The 19924-nt window shown below is 63.2% G+C and carries 14 protein-coding genes; 9 read left to right on the top strand and 5 right to left on the bottom strand.

The window, feature by feature from the left end:
- The first annotated feature begins 295 nt into the window (after nt 1-295).
- Nucleotides 296-1159: an MOSC domain-containing protein gene (locus C0Z16_RS32635; RefSeq protein ID WP_102636146.1), complete on the top strand. Its 864-nt coding sequence runs from the start codon at nt 296-298 to the stop codon at nt 1157-1159.
- Between the two features lie 131 nt (nt 1160-1290).
- Here C0Z16_RS32635 and cobA read toward each other — a convergent pair whose 3' ends face one another.
- Complete coding sequence (gene cobA / locus C0Z16_RS32640; RefSeq protein WP_102636147.1) at nt 1291-2070, bottom strand: uroporphyrinogen-III C-methyltransferase; 780 nt, start codon at nt 2068-2070, stop codon at nt 1291-1293.
- A 762-nt stretch (nt 2071-2832) separates the two neighbouring features.
- Here cobA and nirB point away from each other — a divergent pair.
- The 5 genes from nirB to C0Z16_RS32665 all read left to right on the top strand — a co-directional run bounded on the left by nirB (nt 2833) and on the right by C0Z16_RS32665 (nt 12373).
- Nucleotides 2833-5373 carry a nitrite reductase large subunit NirB gene (nirB, locus tag C0Z16_RS32645; protein WP_102636148.1) on the top strand — a complete coding sequence of 847 codons (2541 nt, stop codon included), beginning with the start codon at nt 2833-2835 and terminating at the stop codon, nt 5371-5373.
- 32 nt (nt 5374-5405) lie between these two features.
- Nucleotides 5406-5759 carry a nitrite reductase small subunit NirD gene (nirD, locus tag C0Z16_RS32650; protein ID WP_102636149.1) on the top strand — a complete coding sequence of 118 codons (354 nt, stop codon included), beginning with the start codon at nt 5406-5408 and terminating at the stop codon, nt 5757-5759.
- Between the two features lie 44 nt (nt 5760-5803).
- Complete coding sequence (locus C0Z16_RS32655) at nt 5804-10057, top strand: bifunctional nitrate reductase/sulfite reductase flavoprotein subunit alpha (protein ID WP_102636150.1); 4254 nt, start codon at nt 5804-5806, stop codon at nt 10055-10057.
- Between the two features lie 180 nt (nt 10058-10237).
- Nucleotides 10238-11605 carry an MFS transporter gene (locus tag C0Z16_RS32660; RefSeq protein WP_102636151.1) on the top strand — a complete coding sequence of 456 codons (1368 nt, stop codon included), beginning with the start codon at nt 10238-10240 and terminating at the stop codon, nt 11603-11605.
- Nucleotides 11606-11689: 84 nt separating this feature from the next.
- Nucleotides 11690-12373, top strand: a complete 684-nt coding sequence (locus tag C0Z16_RS32665; protein WP_102636152.1) for a type IV pili methyl-accepting chemotaxis transducer N-terminal domain-containing protein — start codon at nt 11690-11692, stop codon at nt 12371-12373.
- 117 nt (nt 12374-12490) lie between these two features.
- Here C0Z16_RS32665 and C0Z16_RS32670 read toward each other — a convergent pair whose 3' ends face one another.
- On the bottom strand, nt 12491-12856 hold the full coding sequence (locus tag C0Z16_RS32670) for a hypothetical protein (protein WP_102636153.1): 366 nt from the start codon (nt 12854-12856) through the stop codon (nt 12491-12493).
- A 351-nt stretch (nt 12857-13207) separates the two neighbouring features.
- On the opposite strand from C0Z16_RS32670, the gene C0Z16_RS32675 reads away from it, so the two are divergent.
- Nucleotides 13208-13831, top strand: a complete 624-nt coding sequence (locus C0Z16_RS32675) for a glutathione S-transferase family protein (RefSeq protein WP_102636154.1) — start codon at nt 13208-13210, stop codon at nt 13829-13831.
- Nucleotides 13832-13935: 104 nt separating this feature from the next.
- Here C0Z16_RS32675 and fabV read toward each other — a convergent pair whose 3' ends face one another.
- Nucleotides 13936-15132, bottom strand: a complete 1197-nt coding sequence (gene fabV / locus C0Z16_RS32680) for an enoyl-ACP reductase FabV (protein ID WP_102636163.1) — start codon at nt 15130-15132, stop codon at nt 13936-13938.
- A 169-nt stretch (nt 15133-15301) separates the two neighbouring features.
- On the opposite strand from fabV, the gene C0Z16_RS32685 reads away from it, so the two are divergent.
- Nucleotides 15302-17824, top strand: a complete 2523-nt coding sequence (locus tag C0Z16_RS32685) for a penicillin-binding protein 1A (protein ID WP_102636155.1) — start codon at nt 15302-15304, stop codon at nt 17822-17824.
- Between the two features lie 188 nt (nt 17825-18012).
- Nucleotides 18013-18324 carry a hypothetical protein gene (locus tag C0Z16_RS32690; protein WP_102636156.1) on the top strand — a complete coding sequence of 104 codons (312 nt, stop codon included), beginning with the start codon at nt 18013-18015 and terminating at the stop codon, nt 18322-18324.
- Between the two features lie 55 nt (nt 18325-18379).
- On the opposite strand, the gene C0Z16_RS32695 is transcribed toward C0Z16_RS32690, so the two are convergent.
- The gene (locus C0Z16_RS32695; RefSeq protein WP_102636157.1) at nt 18380-18811 is read right to left on the bottom strand and encodes a cupin domain-containing protein; all 432 of its coding nucleotides are present in this window, start codon (nt 18809-18811) and stop codon (nt 18380-18382) included.
- Nucleotides 18812-18815: 4 nt separating this feature from the next.
- Nucleotides 18816-19517, bottom strand: a complete 702-nt coding sequence (locus C0Z16_RS32700) for an FMN-dependent NADH-azoreductase (RefSeq protein WP_102636158.1) — start codon at nt 19515-19517, stop codon at nt 18816-18818.
- Between the last annotated feature and the right edge of the window lie 407 nt (nt 19518-19924).

Genomic DNA, 19924 nt, shown 5'->3' on the forward strand with positions numbered 1-19924 from the left:
AATCGGCTGGATGGGGGATTTTACGTCCAAGCGCGATGCGAAGAAACGGCCTCCTGCGATGGCCAGCTTCAGTGGCCAGCTTCCATGGCCGGCGTAGAGCGACGCATCAGGAACCGAGGCATGCGGGGTTACCCGACCGAACGAGGAGAAACCGACGCACAGCAGCGCGTCTGAACACGGTCAGGGTCGAAGAGCCGAACCGATTTACAATCGAACCTTGATTTAATACTTGCCATATAAAAACGAGCGAGCGCGTGATCCCGCGCTCGCGCACCCAACGTCCACGCCCCACATCATGCCAACCATCAGCGAGCTTTTTATCTATCCGATCAAATCGTGCGCGGGCATCGCGTTGAATGAAGCGCGTCTGCTCGCCACAGGTCTCGAATACGATCGATACTGGATGGCCGTCGATTCGAACGGAGCGATGCTCACGCAGCGTGCGTATCCGCGCATGGCCTTGATCAAGGTGGAGATCGCCTCGCACGAACTCGTGATCCGCGCGCCCGGCATGAGCGAGTTGCGTACGCCGCTGGATGCCGCACAACTCGACGCCCCGTTCAAGGTTGCCACCACGGTGTGGCGCGATGCGGCCTATGGGCTCGACACCGGCGAGGAATGCGCCGCATGGTTCTCCACGTTTCTCGGCATTCCAGCGCGGCTGTTGCGTTTCGATCCCGGGCGCGAGCGCGTGGTCGACCCCGCTTATACGGAGAGCGTCGGCGGCGCCACGACGCATTTCGCCGATGGCTTCCCGCTACTCGTGATCGGTCAGACCTCGCTCGACGATCTCAACACGCGCCTGAACGCAAAGGGCGCGCCGTCGATTCCAATCAATCGCTTCCGTCCGAATCTCGTGCTAAGCGGGCTCGAGGCTTATGAAGAAGACTTCGTGGAAACGCTGAGCATTGACCACGCTGTCGAACTGCGTCTCGTCAAACCGTGCTCGCGCTGTCCCATGCCGACCATCGACCAGACGAAGGGCGAGCGTAATCCTGACTGGCCGAACGAACCGACCGACACGATGAGCGTCTATCGCGCGAATCCGCAGCGAAACGGCGCGATCACGTTCGGCAACAACGCGCTCGTGATGAGCGGGGCGGGCGCATCGCTGCGCGTCGGACAAACGGTCGAAGCGGAACTGGGCTTCGACGATTAACTGCCGCACGTGCATTCACCGCGGCGAAACCGCTTCCGCGTTTTCCTGCGGGCACTCGGAAGTTCACAGCAGTCATCTGCCTTCCTGGTGCGGCTCGTCTCGAAGCGAATTCGCACCGCTGTATGCGGCGTTCACGCGGCGCAAGCGTGCGCCGCTTCATCACCCGATACGGCGCCGTCCGCCCACGCAGGCTCGACGCTTTCACCAATCGCGCCGCCCACCAGAATCACGGCGGGGCTGCCGAAACCCGCATCGGTGGCGTCCGCCGCGAGGCGGTCGAGGCGCGTCAGCAGACGCCGCTCATCGACGCTGCCGGCCCATTGCACGACCGCAGCCGGTGTGTCGGCAGGCAGGCTCGCGAGCAATGCGGTGGCAAGACTGCCGATACGCCGCATCCCCATATAGATGGCGAGCGTGGTGCGCGTCGCGGCGAGCGCGGCCCAGTCCGGCTCGCCATGATCTTCCTTGTGCGCGGTCACGAACGTGACGCCGTGGCAATGGCGGCGATGCGTGAGTGAAATGCCGAGCCCCGCCGCAGCCGCGAAACCCGACGAGATGCCGTTGACGATCTCCACCGGAATGCCGGCGTCACGCAAGGTCGCGATCTCTTCGCCGGCACGGCCGAATAGCAGCGCCTCGCCGCCTTTCACGCGCACCACGTGCAAACCCCTCTGCGCGTAACGCCGCATCAGGCGTTCGATAAACGCTTGGGGCGTCGAACGGCAGCCGCCGCGCTTGCCTACGCGAATCACGCGCGCTTGCGGCGCGAGCGTGACGATCTCGGGATTGGCGAGGTCGTCGAGCAGGACGACGTCGGCGGCGGCGAGCGCCTTCGCGGCTCGCAAGGTGAGCAGATCGAGTTCGCCCGGGCCGGCGCTCAATAACGTGACTTTGCCGGAGTTCGTGTTCATCGCAATGTCCTTAGCTTCTCTCTGTGGCCAGCGGCGGTGCCACTGGCGCCAAACAAAAAACGGCGTCCGCTCGTGATGATCACGAGGGGACGCCGTTGTCCGATCTTGCTGGTTTGCTGCTCATTCTTTTAAAGCCCGCGACACGCCGCATTGCGTCTCGCCGGGGTGGCAGTCGTCCGATACGGCTGCGTTGCCGGAACGGGACCTCATGGCGAGTCCTTACGCAAGGACCACGCCAAGGGGCTGCGGAGATCGCGCGCGGGGTAGGTCTTGCTCGAGGAAGCAGGGCCACGAGGCACGCGTCAATGCGTGTGCGAGGGCCTCTGCGGCGCGCCATCGCGGACCGTAAAAAGCATTCAAAAGCAGCGCGGACCGCTTGTCCCCGCACCGATAACGCGCCCGCTTTTGGCACGCGCAACTGCTGCGTCGCACCATCCCTGTGCTGGCCTGCCTCGAAATGCGTCGTGCGTCAGATTGGCCGCCTGTCCGTGCGATTGCCCGCGAAGCCCCGCTGCGCAAGACTCACAAGGGCGTTCCACGCGATTGGCACAGCCTTTGCGTTTAATGCCGCCATCGGATCAACGTGGATCCGCCGCGAGCCCGACACAAAGTGCTCGCCGCAGTACAAGGTCAGGACAACGGCGTCCCCCGGATTCAGTCATCGACTGGATTCGCGGGACGCCGTTTTTATTTCCGGCGCCGCCCGGCCGATGACGGCACGGCGGCGACCGACGACGCCAGCACATTGAGGAAACCGCGGTCATGAAAATCATCGTTATCGGTCACGGGATGGTCGGTCACAAACTGGTCGAGTGTCTGGCACAAGACGCCGCGCACGGCCTCGACATCACGGTGCTGTGCGAAGAATCCCGTCCGGCGTATGACCGCGTGCATCTCTCCGAATTCTTTTCGGGCAAGACGGCGGACGACCTGTCGCTCGTCGAGCCGGGGTTCTTCGAACGCCAGAATGTGCTGCTCAAGCTCAACGCAAAGGCCGTGGCGATCGACCGTGACGCGCGCACCGTGACGGTCTCGACCGGCGAAACGTTGCCGTACGACAAGCTCGTGTTCGCGACCGGCTCGTATCCGTTCGTGCCGCCGGTGCCGGGGCGCGAGCGCGCCGATTGCTTCGTCTATCGGACCATCGACGATCTCGAAGCGATGCAGGAGTGCGGCGCGCGCTCGAACACCGGCACGGTGGTCGGCGGCGGCCTGCTGGGTCTCGAATGCGCGAAGGCGCTGCGCGATATGGGCCTGCAAACGCATGTGGTCGAATTCGCGCCGCGCCTGATGGCGGTCCAGGTCGATGAAGGCGGCGGCCGCGTGCTGCGCACGAAGATCGAAGAACTCGGCGTGACGGTGCATACGCAGAAGAACACCACGGTGATCGTCGACGGCGAAGCGGGCACGCACCGCATGCAGTTCGCGGACGGCACGCATCTCGACACCGACATGATCGTGTTTTCCGCGGGCATTCGTCCGCGCGACGATCTCGCGCGCGAAAGCGGACTGACGCTCGGCGCGCGTGGCGGCATCGTGATCGACAACGCGTGCCGCACGAGCGATCCGCACATCTATGCGATCGGCGAATGCGCGCTGTGGAACGGCCAGTTGTTCGGCCTCGTCGCACCTGGCTATGACATGGCGCGCACGGTCGCGAAGCAACTGCTTGGCGAACAGGCTGAATTCGCGGGCGCCGACATGAGCACCAAGCTCAAGCTGATGGGTGTGGACGTGGCGAGCATCGGCGATGCGCACGGCAATACGCCGGGCAGCCGCGCTTATCAGTTCAGCGACGAGCGCAAGCAGGTCTATAAGAAGCTCGTGGTCTCCGAGTGCGGCAAGTATCTGCTGGGCGGCGTGATGGTCGGCGACGCTAGCGAATACGGCACGCTGCTGCAGATGACGTTGAACCGCATCGAACTGCCCGAGTCCCCCGAATTCCTGATCCTGCCGCAAAGCGACGGCAAGGCGAAGCCGGGACTGGGCGTCGACGCGCTGCCGGACGCTGCGCAAATCTGCTCGTGCAACAACGTGTCGAAGGGCGACCTGTGCGCCGCCGTTTGCGCGGGCGCAACCGACATCGGCGCGCTCAAATGCGCGACCACCGCGGGCACGTCGTGCGGCGGCTGCGTGCCGCTCGTCACGCAGGTGATGAAGGCCGAGATGAAGAAGCAGGGCCTCGCCGTGAACAACCACGTCTGCGAGCACTTCTCCTATTCGCGCCAGGAGCTGTATCACATCGTGCGTGTGGAGGGCGTGCGCAGCTTCGGTGAACTGCTTGCGAAGCATGGCCATGGTCTCGGCTGCGATATCTGCAAACCGGTGGTGGCCAGCATTCTCGCGTCGTGCTGGAACGAATTCGTGCTGAAGAAAGAGCATGCGTCGCTGCAGGACACCAACGACTACTACCTCGCCAACATCCAGCGCGACGGCACCTATTCAGTCGTGCCGCGTATGCCGGGCGGCGAAGTCACGCCAGACGGCCTGATCGCCGTCGCTCAGGTCGCGAAGAAATACGGCCTGTACACGAAGATTACCGGCGGTCAGCGTGTCGATCTGTTCGGCGCGCGCGTCGAGCAATTGCCGTTGATCTGGGAAGAACTGATCGCGGCTGGCTTCGAATCGGGCCATGCCTATGGCAAGTCGCTGCGCACGGTGAAGTCGTGCGTCGGTTCGACGTGGTGCCGCTATGGCGTCGGCGATTCGGTGGGCCTCGCGGTCGAACTCGAGAACCGCTACAAGGGCTTGCGCACGCCGCATAAGATCAAGTTCGGCGTCTCAGGCTGCACGCGCGAATGCGCCGAAGCGCAGGGCAAGGACGTCGGCATCATCGCGACCGAGAAGGGCTGGAACCTCTACGTGTGCGGCAACGGCGGCATGAAGCCACGTCACGCCGAACTGATCGCGTCCGACCTCGACCGCGAAACGCTCGTGCGCTACATCGACCGTTTCCTGATGTTCTACGTGCGCACCGCCGACCGTCTGCAACGCACCAGCGTGTGGCGCGAGAGCCTTGAAGGCGGGCTGCAGTATCTGGTCGACGTGGTCGTCAACGATCACCTGGGCGTGGCTCACGAACTCGAGTCGGACATGCAGCGCGTAATCGATACCTACGAATGCGAATGGAAGAAGGCGGTGACCGATCCGGAAACCCGCAAGCGCTTCCGTCACTTCGTCAATAGCGACCAGGCCGACAGCACCGTGAGCTTCGTCGAGGAGCGCGGCCAGATTCGTCCGGCGACGCGCGAAGAACGGCAATCGAAGCTCGCTGCCATTCCCGTCGTAGTCGAAACCGTTTGATTTCTTCGTGCCAATCAACAAGGAGTTCCGCCATGAGTAACGACCGCCTGCCGCAGACCTGGACACCCGTTTGCACGCTCGACGACATCGTTCCCAATACGGGAGTCTGCGCGCTCGTCAACGGTGAACAGGTGGCCGTATTTCACGTGAACATGGACGAAGACAAGGCCGCCGTGTATGCGATCGAGAACTTCGATCCGGGCTCGCATGCCGCCGTGTTGTCGCGCGGTCTGATCGGCAGCCTCGGCGAACGGGTAGTGGTTGCTTCGCCGATCTACAAGCATCACTTCGATCTGCGCACCGGCGAATGCCTCGAAACGCCGGCGCACTCCGTGAGTGCATTTCCCGCGCGCGTGGAAAACGGTCAGGTGTGGATTGCAGTTTGAGTTGCTGACTTCCCACCCACTTTTTTTGAGCGACGTTGCCCGCCATGTCTTCGACTAACGTAAAAACCGTGTGCCCGTACTGCGGCGTTGGCTGCGGAATGGTGCTGCACGTCGAGGACGGCCACGTCGTCAAGATTTCCGGCGACAAGGAGCATCCCGCCAACTTTGGGCGGCTGTGCACCAAAGGGCAGTCGGCCCATGTCGCGTTGCGCAAGTCAGGGCGTCTCGAAGGCGCGTTCGTGCGCCATGCGCGCGGCCAGGACCCGGCGCCGCTGCCGATGGCGCAGGCGATCACCGACACCGCCGCGCGCTTGCGCAAGCTGCTCGACGAGCACGGACCGGACGCACTGTCGTTCTATGTGTCAGGTCAGATGTCGATCGAGGCGCAGTACCTCGTGAACAAGCTCGCCAAGGGCTTCGTTCGCACCAACAATATCGAATCGAATTCGCGTTTGTGCATGGCGAGCGCGGGCAGCGGCTACAAGCTTTCGCTCGGCGCGGACGGCCCGCCGGGATCGTACGACGATATCGATCACGCCGATCTGTTCTTCGTGATCGGCGCGAATATGGCCGACTGTCACCCGATTCTGTTCCTGCGCATGATGGACCGCGTGAAAGCCGGCGCGAAACTGATCGTCGTCGATCCGCGTCGCAACGCAACCGCGGAGAAGGCGGACCTGTTCCTGCAGATCAAGCCGGGCACCGATCTCGCGTTGCTCAACGGCCTCCTGCATCTGCTGCACGAAAACGGCCATACGGACCCCGCTTTTATCGCCGAAGCCACCGAAGGCTGGGACGCGATGCCCGCGTTTCTCGCAGACTACACGCCGGAGAACGTCGCGCAAATCACGGGCCTCTCCGCCGACGAGATCCGCCGCGCCGCGCAGTTGATCGGGACATCGAAGGAATGGATGAGCTGCTGGACCATGGGCCTTAACCAGAGCACGCACGGCACATGGCACACCAACGCGATCTGCAACCTGCATCTCGCGACGGGCAAGATCTGCCGCCGCGGCAGCGGACCGTTTTCGCTGACCGGTCAGCCCAATGCAATGGGTGGGCGCGAAATGGGCTACATGGGACCGGGCTTGCCGGGCCAGCGCTCTGTCCTTGCTGAAGAAGACCGCGCGTTCGTCGAAAACTTGTGGGGCATTCCGAAGGGCACGCTGCGCACCGAGGTGGGCAACGGCACCATCGACATGTTCGCGCGCATGGCCGCGGGCGAGATCAAGGCTTGCTGGATCATCTGCACGAATCCGGTCGCGAGCGTGGCGAATCGCCGGAACGCGATTGACGGTTTGAGCGCGGCGGAACTCGTGATCGCGCAAGACGCGTTCCTCGATACCGAGACCAACCGTTACGCCGATGTTCTGTTGCCCGGTGCGCTGTGGGCCGAAGCAGAAGGCGTGATGATCAACTCGGAGCGCAATCTCACGCTGATGCAAAAGGGCATCGAGCCGCCGGGCGCGGCGTTGCCCGACTGGCAGATCATCGCGCGCATTGCCTGTGAAATGGGCTTTGCCGAGGCCTTCAATTACGCGAGCGCCGAAGAAGTGTTTGCGGAAATCACGCGTGCGTCGAATCCGAAAACCGGTTACGACCTACGCGGTGCGAGCCATCGCCGCCTGAAGGAAACGCCGCTGCAATGGCCGCTCGCAGCGGACGATTGCGCCGACCGCAACCCGATTCGCTACATCAACAATGGCGTGAGCCAGCCGCTCAGGCAAGACGCCGACGGCACCCATGCACGGCTCGTGTTTCCAACGGCGAGCGGCCGCGCGATGTTCTTCGCGCGTGCGTTTGCAGCGCCGGCCGAGTTGCCCGACCGCGAATTTCCGATCGTGCTGAACACCGGCCGCTTGCAGCATCAATGGCACACGATGACCAAGACCGGCAAGGTCGCGATGCTCAACAAGCTGAACCCGGGGCCGTTCGTCGAGATTCATCCGGAAGATGCGGTCACGCTCGGCATCAAGCCGAAGGATCCGGTCGAGATACGTTCGCGCCGTGGCCGCGCGATCCTGCCCGCCGTCGTGACCGAGCGCGTCAGCGCGGGCAACTGCTTTGCGCCGATGCACTGGAACGATGTATTCGGCGACGACCTGTGCATCAACGCGGTGACGAACGACGCAATCGATCCGGTCTCGCAGCAGCCTGAACTGAAGTTTTGCGCAGTCGCGCTGAGCCCCGTGGAAATCGACACCATGCAGTCCGCTCAGGATGACGAGGGCGAGGCCCTGACCGAAGTCACCGCGGCGAGCGGGTCTGCGGATGGGGTCGCGAATGAATTCGCGAATGCGTCCGCGAATGAATCCGCAAACGCGCTGTCATCGACCGCACTATCGGCAAGCGCCGGGAATGGGAATATGCCGCGTATCGACGCACTCACCAGTCTGCTGGAATTGCCGCCGGCGCCCGCGCCGTCCTTCAACGACAGCGAGCGCGCGTACCTGGCAGGCTTCGTCAGCGGGTTGCGTTCGGCGGAGGCGCATGGCATCAGCGCCGTGCCGGTTCTGCCCGGCAGTGCTCCGTTCGATTCGTCGAGTCGTCTGTATGTGGACGGCCTGCTCGCCGGTCTCTATAGTCGCAGCAATACGCAGGCAACCGCGGAACGTGCAACGCTGAACAACGCGCAAGCCGATGCGCATTCGTCGGGCGTGCGGATCGTACGCACGCGTCCCAAGGTCACGTTGCTATGGGCGTCGCAAACCGGCAATACCGAATCGCTCACCGAGCGTTACGCGACGCGTCTGATGGAATCGGGCTTTGAAATCCGCACCTCGTGCATGGCCGACTATGCCGCGTCGACGCTCGCGAAAGCGCAATACGTGCTGCTAATGACGAGCACGTTCGGCGACGGCGATCCGCCCGACAACGCGCAAGGTTTCTGGACGCAATTGCGTGGCGACAGCGCGCCGCGTCTGGATGGCGTGCGCTTCGCCGTGCTCGCGCTAGGCGACCGCAACTACGATCAGTTTTGCGGACATGGCCGCGAGCTCGACGAACGTCTCGCCGCGCAAGGCGCGTTGCGTCTGATGGAACGCATCGATTGCGACGGCGAGTATCAGGAAACCGCAGACACGTGGCTCGAACGCGTGATCGTGCGGATCAAGGAAGAAGATGCCGCGCTGCATGCAGTGCCGCCCGACGGCATGATCAATGCCGTGGTGCCCGGCGCGGTGCCGACCAAAACGCGTCCGGCCGCATCGCGGCTCGTCACGAACCTTCGTCTGAACAGGCAGGGCGCGGCGAAGGATACGCGCTACTTTTCGCTGCGCACCGGCGACTCCGGTCTCGAATACGAAGCGGGCGACGCGCTCGGCGTATGGCCGAGCAATTGCCCCGAACTTGTAGAAGAACTGATCGAGCTAACAGGCGCGAGCGCCGATGCAACGGTGCACGTCGCGGGTGCGGGGGAGATGCGTCTCGTGGATGCACTCGGCAAGCACTACGAGATCGGGCGCCCGAATCCGGATACGCTCGCCTTCATTGCCGCGCGCAGCAGCAACGGCGCGCTGCGTGATCTGCTCGCGCCGCAGCGTAAGGCCGACCTCAAGCAGTGGTTGTGGGGACAGCAGCTCGCCGACGTGCTGCATGAGTTCCCGGTGAAGCTCGCCGCAACGGAATTGACCGGCATGCTCAAGCGTTTGCAGCCGCGTTTGTATTCCATTGCATCGAGCCCGAAAGCGCATCCGGGCGAAGTTCATCTGACCGTGTCGGCAGTGCGCTACAACAACGGGCGGCGTCATCGCAAGGGCGTGTCGTCGACGTTTCTGGCCGACCGTGCCGGCGACGTCAACGTACCCGTTTTCGTGCAGAAATCTGCACACTTTCGTCCTCCTCATCAATCCGATACGCCGATGATCATGGTCGGTCCCGGCACCGGCGTTGCACCGTTTCGCGGCTTTCTGCACGAGCGCCGTGCACGCGGTGACAAGGGACGCAACTGGCTCTTCTTCGGCGAGCAACATGCCGCCACCGATTTCTACTATCGCGACGAACTCGAAGCGCTGCGCGACAGCGGTGTGCTTACGCGTCTCGATGTGGCTTTCTCACGCGACCAGGCCGACAAGATCTACGTGCAGGACCGCATGCGTGAGCACGGTGCGCAGCTCTATGCATGGCTCGAAGACGGCGCGCATTTCTATGTATGCGGCGACGCGAACCGCATGGCGCGCGATGTCGACGCCGCGCTCAAGGAAGTCGTCGCACGGCACGGCGGCATGAGTGACGAGAAGGCCAGCGAATACGTGAGCCGTCTCGCGCAGGAAAAGCGCTACGCACGCGACGTTTATTAACGATTAACGCGCGCCCCCGGTTTCAGGCTTTAACGAGTAAGCAGTCCAGCATCAAAAGAATGGCCCGCATGGCATGGACGTTGCATGTACTGCGCGGGTACCAACATGGTGATCATTCCGGTGCGTGGCGAAGCATGCGATAAGCCGGATTATCGAAAATCAGTTTTGTGAGGATGTCTGATGAAAAACGTGATGAGCTCTCTCAAGAGTGGAGACTGGCGCGCGCTAGTGGCGTGTTTCCTCTATTTCGATACCGGCTTCACGGTCTGGGTTTTATATGGCCCGCTCGCACCGTTCATCAGCAAGAGTATTTCGATGACGCCCGCGCAGCAAGGTCTGCTGGTCGCGGTGCCGGTGCTCTCCGCGGCGATTCTGCGTGTGACGCTCGGCAACCTCTATCAATCGGCGCACGGCAAACGCATCGCGTTGCTCGGCGTGCTGCTGTCGGCGGTGCCGACTATCGTGTTGCCGGTTCTGCCGTTCGTTCCGTCATACACGTTGTTGCTGGTGCTCGGCGTGTTTCTCGGCGTCGGCGGTGCGAGCTTCGCGGTGGCGCTGCCCATGGCGGGCAGCAACTATCCGCCGAAGGTGCAGGGCCTGGTGCTCGGTCTTGCTGCCGCGGGCAACATCGGCGCGGTGCTCGACGGCTTCCTGTTTCCGCAGCTGGCGACGCACTACGGCTGGCAGGTCGCAACGGGTGGCGCATTGCCGTTGCTCGTGATCGCTGCGATCACGCTGTACTTCTGGGCCAACGACTCCGGTGTGAAGACGGGCAGCGTGCTGCGTGCATTTGGCAGCTTCGTGGTGACGCTTGTTGGTTTGATCCTACTGGTGCTGCTGATCGAAGCGGGCATCTTCGGTTCGGGTAAAACCGGCGTGCTGCTGATGCCGGTGATCGGCGCGCTGCTCGCGATTGCCGTTTTGCCCAAGCGCTATCGCGCCGTGCTCGCCGAACGCGACACATGGGTCATCATGCTCGTGTATAGCATCACGTTCGGCGGTTTCGTCGGCATGTCTTCGTATGTTTCGCTGCTGCTGACCAATCTCTATCAGCTCTCGAAGATCGACGCCGGTCTCTTCATGGCGCTGCTCGCCGCGACCGGTGCATTGGTGCGTCCGCTCGGCGGGCTGATCGCTGATAAGGTCTCCGGCGTGCGCGCTTTGACCGTGCTGCTCGCCACCATTTCGTTGTGCGACTTCGTGTTCGCCGCGGTCATGCCCTCGCTGGCGGGCGGCATTACGCTGCTGGTTTGCCTGTACCTGGCCTTCGGTCTCGGCAATGGCGCGACGTTCCAGCTCGTGCCGCATCGCTGGGCCGGCCGCACTGGCTTGATGTCGGGCATCGTCGGCGCGGCGGGCGGCATCGGCGGCTTCTATCTGCCGGTCGTAATGGGCATCGCGAAGGAGAGCACGGGTTCGTACCAGATGGGCTTTGCGACGTTCGGCGCGCTGGCCGCCTGTGCGTTCCTCGCAATCGTCGCGCTGCGCCGTCCGTGGATGGCGTGGTCGATGCAATCGAGCGTGATGCACGCTCACGCAACGGAGTAACGCAGCACGTCAACGGCCGCGTCGGCGCATCGCGATTTGCAATGCGATGACGCGGCCGGCCGATCTGAATCTTCAGAAGTAGATATGCCCATTACGATAGAACGGATTCAGAAAACGCAGTCCGTAGCAGCAGAAACGGACGTGTCCAGCGAGGTATTGAGCTCGTTGATCAACATGGCGGGACGTCAGCGGATGCTCTCGCAGCGCATCGTCCTCAAGGCGATGCTCGCGCAGCGTCAATGCGACGGCGCGCTCACCATTGCGCAAGAGACCTTGCGTACCTTTGCCGATAGTCACGCGGCGCTGGTCCAGGGCCGTGCCGGTTTGCCCGGCCTGTTCTCGCCCGCACTGCGCGATGCGTTTCATGGCAACGGACATGTCGCGAAGAACATCGCCGACTTCATCGCGCTTGCGTCCGCGGCGCTCGAAGCGATAGGGCGCAAGTCTGCCCACGCCGAAGATGCGGTGCAGGCATTGATTGCCTCAGCCGATCCGTTGCTGAACGATCTGCACGGCGTCACAGCACTCTACGAACAGGAAAGCCGGCGCATTGCGCGGTCCCAGAAGCATGAGCAGCAGCAACTGATCGAACGGATCAAGTCGATCGCGAAGGAAGCGCATATCGTCTCCTTCAACGGTCAGATCGTGGCGAGCCGGTCGGATGTGACCGGGCGCGAGTTCGCGGTCGTAGCCGGTGTGATGACCTCGATCACGAAGGAACTCGAAGCGGTGGTGAGCGCGTTCGTGAAGAAGACCTCGGCCGCCTGATTTCAGCTTCGCCCGACACGCCGTGCAACGCATGGCGGTTTCGCTTTTTCGCCCGCATGCGCCCGTGCGGGTTCATCCGCGGCCAGGTCTCGATCCGGCTTCCTCCGCAGCAAAAACCTAATCCGCCAGCCGCCGATCCGCTAATGCCTTCTCGCAATCCGCGAGAACCTGCCGGACGAGACGGGCTTGCGGATCGAGTTCGTCGGTATCCAGAATTTCCTCGACAGCGTCGCGCGCCCAATCGGTGTCGACGAAGCGCGCATGCCGGCGCGCGATTTCCAGCGCGGTGGCCGACAACTTCGCGATGCTCAGCCAGTCGGCCTCGCGCCCGCGCCGATCGAGCCACTTGTGAGCGGCCTGCACGTGAAACGCCGCGTCGGGCCAGTCCTCATTGAGGTAATAAGCGCCAAGGCTGCCGCATGTGAGCCAGCACAACAGCTCCAGACGGTCCCGCGGACTCAGATGGTGGCGTACATCACTCATGGCGACGCTCGCTGCGGTAAAGTGCTTTCCGGGGGAGGCGGCGCGCGGCCGCCTCCGCATCTATTAACAATATCACGCAGAATTCATGAGCGGCAATTCCCGGGCGTACCCTGGCGCACGCGGCGGTCCGGCTGCGCCTGCGCCGGTTCCCGCGGCCCACCGACGGGCCGCCCGCCGCCAGCGCGCCAACGGCGATTCCGTGGCGCCGCATCCAGCGGAGGCGGTGGCATGCTTGCAGCGCGTCGGATTTCCGTGCGGGTTAATAAAACGCAGGCGACGCAGGCAACGCTGATAGCGCAAATATCGAACCTGACGCTGTCAGCCCGATCAACCATCCCAATCTGACGACCCATGCTGCAGATACTCGGCAAGGCTTCATCCATCAACGTGCGCAAGGTGCTGTGGACATGCGCGGAACTCGGGCTCGCGTTCGAGCAGGAAGACTGGGGCGCGGGGTTTCGCCCCACCGATGTTCCCGAATTTCTCGCGCTCAATCCGAACGCGATGGTCCCGGTCATCAAGGACGGCGATTTCGTGCTGTGGGAGTCCAACTCGATCATTCGCTACCTCGCCGGCCGCTACCGCGGCGAATGGCTATACCCGGCCGACCCTTGCGAGCGCGCGCGATGCGACCAGTGGATCGACTGGCAGGCGAGCGAACTGAACCGTGCGTGGAGCTACGCCTTTCTGGCGCTCGTGCGGCATTCGGCGGCACATCGCGATCCGAGCCAGATCGAGTCGTCGCGGGCGAACTGGGCGAAGCAGATGGCAATCGTCGAAGGGCAGTTGCAGCGGACCGGCGCGTTTATGGCGGGCGAGGCGTTCTCGCTGGCGGACATTCCGATCGCGCTGTCGATCAACCGCTGGCTCGAAACGCCGTTCGAACACGACGCTCTGCCCGCGGTGGCGGGTTATATGGCGCGCCTCGATCAGCGCGAAGGCTATCGCGAGTATTGCCGCAACGGCACGCCATAAGCGCCAGTGATTCAGCCAGGATTCAGCCAGGAAATAAGCTGAGGGAAGGGCGGACAGACAAAAGGCGGGGCCACGGCGGCCCCGCAAGCGCAAACCGCAACGACTCAGAGCTGAACCAGCCGGGGAATCTGCACGTCGGGATTGACGTCGGCCTCATAGTCCACGCCCGCGATTTCAAAGCCGAAAAGACGCAGGAAATCGGTCTTATAGCCGCTGAAGTCGGTCAGTTCGTAGATGTTGTCGTTCGTCACCTGGGTCCACAGCGCCTGCACGCGGTTCTGCACGTCGGCATCCAGTTCCTTGTAGTCCGCGCGCAGCCGCCCTTCCTCGTCGATGTGCGGCGCCGTGCCGTACAGGCTGTCCTTGTAGAGACCATAGACCTGCTCGATGCAGCCTTCGTGCGTGCCTTTTTCCTTCATCACCTTGAAGAGCAGCGACAGATAAAGCGGCATCATCGGAATCGCGGAACTGGCTTGCGTGACCACCGCCTTCAGCACCGAGACGCGCGCGTCGCCGCCCTTGGTCGCAAGCTTCTCGCGGATGCCCAGCACTTTCTGGTCGAGGTCTTTCTTGGCCGCGCCGATCGAGCCGTTCCAGTAGATGTCGTGCGTGATCTTTTCGCCGAGATAAGTGAACGCGGTCGTCTTCGCGCCGTCCGCGAGCACGCCGGCTTCGAGCAGCGCGTGGATCCACATTTGCCAGTCTTCGCCGCCCATCACCGCGACCGTGTGATCGATTTCGGTTTGCGTGGCCGGTTCCAGCACGGTTTCCTTGATGACTTCCTTGTCCGTGTCGATGCCGCGCAGGTTGACCGCCTTGCCGATCGGCTTGAGCGTGGAGCTGAACACTTCGCCGGTTTTCGGATGCGTGCGCTTGGGCGCGGCGAGGCTGTACACGACCAGATCGACCTGACCGAGATCGCGCTTGATGATCTCGATGGTGCGCGCTTTGGCCTCGTCGGAAAACGCGTCGCCGTTGATGCTCGTCGCGTACAAACCTTCTTCGGTGGCGAATTTTTCGAAGGCCGCGGTGTTGTACCAGCCGGCCGTGCCAGCTTTGGTTTCGCTCCCGCCGCGTTCGAAGAACACGCCGAGCGTGGCCGCACCGGAGCCGAACGCCGCGCTGATGCGCGCGGCCAGTCCGTAGCCCGTGGATGCGCCGATCACGAGCACCTTCTTCGGGCCGTTGGCGATGGGACCGCGTGCCTTGACGTATTCGATCTGTTCCTTGACGTTGGCCTCGCAGCCCGTCGGATGGGTGGATACACAGATGAAGCCACGCACGCGCGGTTTGATGATCATGAAGCACCTCTTGTCGGAATTGCCGACATTATAGTGGCCCGCGATTGCTCTGGGCGCGGCGCGCGGCATCGGGCGCAAGCATCGGCATAGAGGCCGCCCCCGCCGCAAAAATCCGCCGGCGCCGCACATCTTGGTAGGATTCAGCCTTTTCCAGCAGACGGTAGCCAGCGTGAAGCGCCTTATTTCCCTAATTCCGGAGACCCTTGAAAAAGGGCTGACCCGCGCGAATCCGCTCGTGGCCAGGGCACTGTGGCACGTGCGCCATCCGACCCGCCGCGGCGTGACGAAGGCGTGCGCCGGGCTTGCGCTGCTGTTTGTGCTGTATGTGCTGATCCTGATTCCGTTCACGCCGGGCATCGGCGATATTCGCAAGGCCAAGATCGAGCAGCCCGCGCAAATTCTCTCGGCGGACGGCAAGCTGCTCGCCGAATTCAAGCCGTCGAACCGTGAATGGGTGAAGCTCAAAGACATCTCGCCGAATGTGGTGAACGCGCTGATTGCCACTGAAGACCATCGCTTCTATCAGCATTTCGGGCTCGACTGGCGGCGCACGGCATCCGCCGCGCTGCATACGTTTTCCGGCGACCGGCAGGGCGGCTCGACGATCACGCAGCAACTGGCGCGCAATCTGTACCCTGACGAAATCGGCCGCGCGCCGACACTGACCCGCAAGCTGAAAGAAGCGATTACCGCTTTCAAGATCGAAGCGCTCTACACCAAAGACGAGATTCTCGAGACGTACCTGAACACCGTGCCGTTTCTCTACAACGCGTACGGCATCGAGATGGCGGCCCGCACGTATTTCGACAAATCCGCGTCGGAGCTGAACGTGCTGGAAAGCGCTACGCTCGCGGGCATGCTGAAGGGCAACAGCTACTACAACCCGGTGCTCAATCCCGGGCGCGCGTTGCAGCGGCGCAATATCGTGCTCGCGCAAATGGTGAAGTACGGCAAGCTCACGCCCGCCGCGTATGAGACGCTCAAACGCCGGCCGTTGCGCATCGATTTCGAACGGCAGACGGAGCCACCCGGGCCCGCGCCGCACTTCGCGCAGCAACTGCGCAAGTGGCTTGCGGCATGGGCCGATCGCAACGACTACAACCTCTATTCTGATGGCCTGGTGGTGCGCACCACGATCGATTCACGCCTCCAGACCATGGCCACGCAGGCGGTGATCCTGCAGGGCAACCAGTTGCAGGGCATCGCCAACGCGGCGTGGGGCAGCCGCGCCGCATGCGCGAGCGGCAAGGATCTGCTGCAGACGTTCCTGCGCGAAACGCCGGACTTCCGCGCCGCGAAAGACGCCGGCCTGACCGATGACGATGCGCTCAAACGCGTGTCGTCCGACCGCAGCCTTGTGCAGTCGGTCTGCGAATCGAAGACTCGCGTGCAAGCCGATTTTCTCGCGATGGATCCGCGCAATGGTCAGATCAAGGCGTGGGTCGGCAGCCGCGATTTCAGTCAGGACCCGTTCGATCACGTGCAGCAGGCGCGGCGTCAGCCGGGTTCGACCTTCAAGCCGTTCGTCTACGCGGCGGCGTTCGAGGCCGGCGCGAAACCGACCGACACTTTCGTCGATCAGCCGGTCGAAATTCAACTGACCGGCGGCGAGATCTGGCGCCCTGGTGACGAGGACGAACCGAGCGAGCGCCCAATTAGCCTGCGCGACGGTCTCGCCTTTTCGCGCAACCGGATTACCGCGCAACTGATGCAGACCGTCGGCCCGAACAAGGTCGCGCGGCTCGCTCGCGCAATGGGCGTGCGCGACAGCACGCTCGAGGCGGTGCCGTCGCTCGCCCTGGGCACGAGCCCGGTCACGCTGAAGGAAATGGTCTCGGCTTACGGCACGATCGCCAATCTCGGCGGATACGTCGAACCGGTGATGGTCACGCGCATCGAGGACCGCAAGGGCGAAGTGCTGGCCGAGTTCGCGCCGGCGCCGCCGCAACAGGAACTGTCCGCCGACGCGGCCCGCACGCTTGTCGACGTGATGCGCGACGTTGTCAACCGCGGCACGGGTTCGGCGATACGCGGCCGCTTCGGTGTGCGGGGCGATGTGGCCGGCAAGACCGGCACGACCCAGGGCAACGCGGACGGCTGGTTCATCCTGATTCATCCGCAACTCGTGGCGGGCGCGTGGGTCGGTTTCAACGACAGCCGCGTGACCTTGCGCAGCGACTACTGGGGGCAGGGGGCGCACAGCGCGCTGCCGATCGTCGGGGATTTCTTCCAGCGTGCACAGCGCTCGAAGCTGGTCGACACTCGCGTCAAGTTTGCGACCGAACAGCAGCCTGGCTGGTTCGCCGAGCGTTCTGCGAGACTGCGTGAGTGGTTCGAGCATCTGTTGCCGTCGCCGTCGACGGTCAAGCCCGAGGCGCCCGTGACGGTTCGCAATACGACGCGGCGCGCGCCGGTTGCGACGGCTTCGTCGGAGCGGGCGTCGGAGGGGGCGTCGTCCGACGCAGCAGCGTCCGCGAGCGTGGAATCGCAGGCGTTGCCGCCGTTGCTGCCGGCGCCGGTAGCAACATCGGCATCTGCATCGGCTCCGGCTTTCGCGAGTGAGCCGGTTCATGGCGAGGCGCGCGGCACCGGCACGCCTGCTTCGGCGCCGACGCCCACGCCGGACGACGTCGTGCCGCCGGACGCGGTGAACGCCGAAGCTCAGAAGAGCGGCGGCAATACGTCGCCTTGATGACCAGCCGGATTGCCCGGCGCCGCCCATAGCGTCGATTGTTCAAGCAAAGGCAACAGTGTTTTCGATCAGCGAGGCTGATCTCGCGCTCGCAATTCTGGATAATTTCGGTTCGGAGAAAAACCAACCCACGACCGCGAAACGACTCAATACGCGGTCACGAAACGATCAGAAAATGCAGGTGCATCATGTTCAACAAGCTTCGCGATCTGGCGTGCATCGTCACTGTGGCGCTCACGGTATGCGGCGGCCTTGCCGCCTGCGCATCCTCGTCCCATGTCGTCGCAACCGATAAACCCGGCACCTACACAGTCGCCACAAGCGCGACGGGCGGGCGCATGGCATGGGCTCGCGCGCACGAACGCGCGATGAACGAGGCGCGCGATTACTGCGAGCGTCGCGGCATGCAAAGCAGCGTCAACGCGGAAACCGTGAGCGGGGTGGAGATGCTAACGGCGCATGCATCGTCGGTGAGCTTCGAATGTCATCCAACGTTCTAGCGCGAAGACCGCGCGGCGCGACACGCGTGAAGTGCATGTCGCGCGGCGCGTGCTGTTACTTTTTGTCGAAGGTTACGAGATGGTTGTCCTTCGTGTCTGCCACGAAAATGGCCAGCAGCTTCGCCGGCTCGGTGTCGCTCGCATTTTCGCTGACGGTGTGATGCGCGCCGGGCTTTTCCGTCCAGTGTTCGCCGGCATGGTAAACATGTGGCTCGCCACCGTCGATGCCGCTGCGGATCGAGCCTGACAGCACGTAGGCGACCACGAAAGCGTGCCCGTGCCGATGCGGCGACGACTTGCCACCGGGCGCATAGTCGACGACAAGCGCCGTCATCTTCTTGCCCGGAGCATTTGCGATTGCTTCGGCGAACGCAGGGGTGATGGTCTCGCGCGCGGCCGCCGGGTCGGCGGCCAACGCGGATTGCGACGTGCCGATCAGGCTGAAACCGGCGAGCGTTGCCGCGGTAATGAGAGTGCGGATTTTCATCGCGTTACTCCTGGCAGAGGGTGGCGTATTCAGTGTCGGCGTTCGCGTCTGCTTGAGGGACTGACGCGACGCAAGCGGACTTCGCCCAATTCGCCGCGACCGCCGACAATTCGTAGCGTGCGCGTTCAAGCGCCTCGCCTCGCGTCTCCTGATCTGCAAATTGCAGCGGCTGGGCATCGACGAAGGTCGGGGCGGCGACGCCAAGAAAACCGAACGCGGCTTTGAGCGCGGGCGTGAGCGCGTCCATCGACGCGTACGGCGAGCCCGGCCGCAAGTCCGCGCCGCGGCTCGTGATGAACAGCACTTTCTGACGCGCGAGCTGGCCGACGATGCTGCCGTCGTCGGCATTCACATAGGTCAAGCCAGCCCGCGTGATGCAGTCGACGAACGCCTTGAACGCGGACGGCATAGACCAGTTGTACATGGGCATCGCGAAGACGAGCGCGTCGGCGGCGAGGAGGCGCTCGCACAGCGCATCCGAGGCCGCGAGCCGCGCTTTCATGGCCGGCGTGCGCTCGCGCGGCGGCGTGTAGGTCGCAATCGCGAAAGCTTCGTCGACATGCGGCGGAGTCTCGACGGAGACATCGAGGTAATCCACTTGGAGATCCATCTGCTCAGCGCGCAGGCGCTCCAGAAAATAGCGGCTTAATGCGCGGGAGTTGGAACGCTCGCGTTTTGCGCTGGCATCGACATGCATGAGCTTCATCATCGCTTTCCTTCAAGGTTGAACGAGTGAAGTTAGATTAGACGCGGGAGTGGCTTTGTGGAATGACCGGTTTTTGCTAATTTTAGGTAGCCGGTCGCGGGGGTTGGTTGATGGCTGGTTGGTATTGGTGACTGGGAGCGAAAAGCGGACGTTTGAAGTTGGCTAAAAGAGGACATTCCATCTATTTGCGACCTACACTCGATGTCCAGGCCATTCCCAGATGTCGCAGCTGCAGCTATTTAGATGGAATGGTCGCCTCCCGCCTTAACGGGCTGTCCGACGCCGCAGTCTCGCGCTCTGATCATGCGACATTGCTGGTTCGGCAGTCCCGCCGTCAAGGAGAACCAGATGGAAGCCACAACCATTGCCATCGACCTGGCCAAACGCGTTTTCCAGATTCACTATGT

The sequence above is a fragment of the Paraburkholderia rhynchosiae genome, from assembly GCF_002879865.1.
GTDB classification, from domain to species: domain Bacteria; phylum Pseudomonadota; class Gammaproteobacteria; order Burkholderiales; family Burkholderiaceae; genus Paraburkholderia; species Paraburkholderia rhynchosiae.

Excerpts from the sequence above, each read along its gene's own strand:
- C0Z16_RS32635 (WP_102636146.1), top strand. The coding sequence starts at position 296 with ATGCCAACCATCAGCGAGCTTTTTATCTATCCGATCAAATCGTGCGCG.
- cobA (WP_102636147.1), bottom strand. The coding sequence starts at position 2,070 with ATGAACACGAACTCCGGCAAAGTCACGTTATTGAGCGCCGGCCCGGGC.
- nirB (WP_102636148.1), top strand. The coding sequence starts at position 2,833 with ATGAAAATCATCGTTATCGGTCACGGGATGGTCGGTCACAAACTGGTC.
- nirD (WP_102636149.1), top strand. The coding sequence starts at position 5,406 with ATGAGTAACGACCGCCTGCCGCAGACCTGGACACCCGTTTGCACGCTC.
- C0Z16_RS32655 (WP_102636150.1), top strand. The coding sequence starts at position 5,804 with ATGTCTTCGACTAACGTAAAAACCGTGTGCCCGTACTGCGGCGTTGGC.
- C0Z16_RS32660 (WP_102636151.1), top strand. The coding sequence starts at position 10,238 with ATGAAAAACGTGATGAGCTCTCTCAAGAGTGGAGACTGGCGCGCGCTA.
- C0Z16_RS32665 (WP_102636152.1), top strand. The coding sequence starts at position 11,690 with ATGCCCATTACGATAGAACGGATTCAGAAAACGCAGTCCGTAGCAGCA.
- C0Z16_RS32670 (WP_102636153.1), bottom strand. The coding sequence starts at position 12,856 with ATGAGTGATGTACGCCACCATCTGAGTCCGCGGGACCGTCTGGAGCTG.
- C0Z16_RS32675 (WP_102636154.1), top strand. The coding sequence starts at position 13,208 with ATGCTGCAGATACTCGGCAAGGCTTCATCCATCAACGTGCGCAAGGTG.
- fabV (WP_102636163.1), bottom strand. The coding sequence starts at position 15,132 with ATGATCATCAAACCGCGCGTGCGTGGCTTCATCTGTGTATCCACCCAT.
- C0Z16_RS32690 (WP_102636156.1), top strand. The coding sequence starts at position 18,013 with ATGTTCAACAAGCTTCGCGATCTGGCGTGCATCGTCACTGTGGCGCTC.
- C0Z16_RS32695 (WP_102636157.1), bottom strand. The coding sequence starts at position 18,811 with ATGAAAATCCGCACTCTCATTACCGCGGCAACGCTCGCCGGTTTCAGC.
- C0Z16_RS32700 (WP_102636158.1), bottom strand. The coding sequence starts at position 19,517 with ATGAAGCTCATGCATGTCGATGCCAGCGCAAAACGCGAGCGTTCCAAC.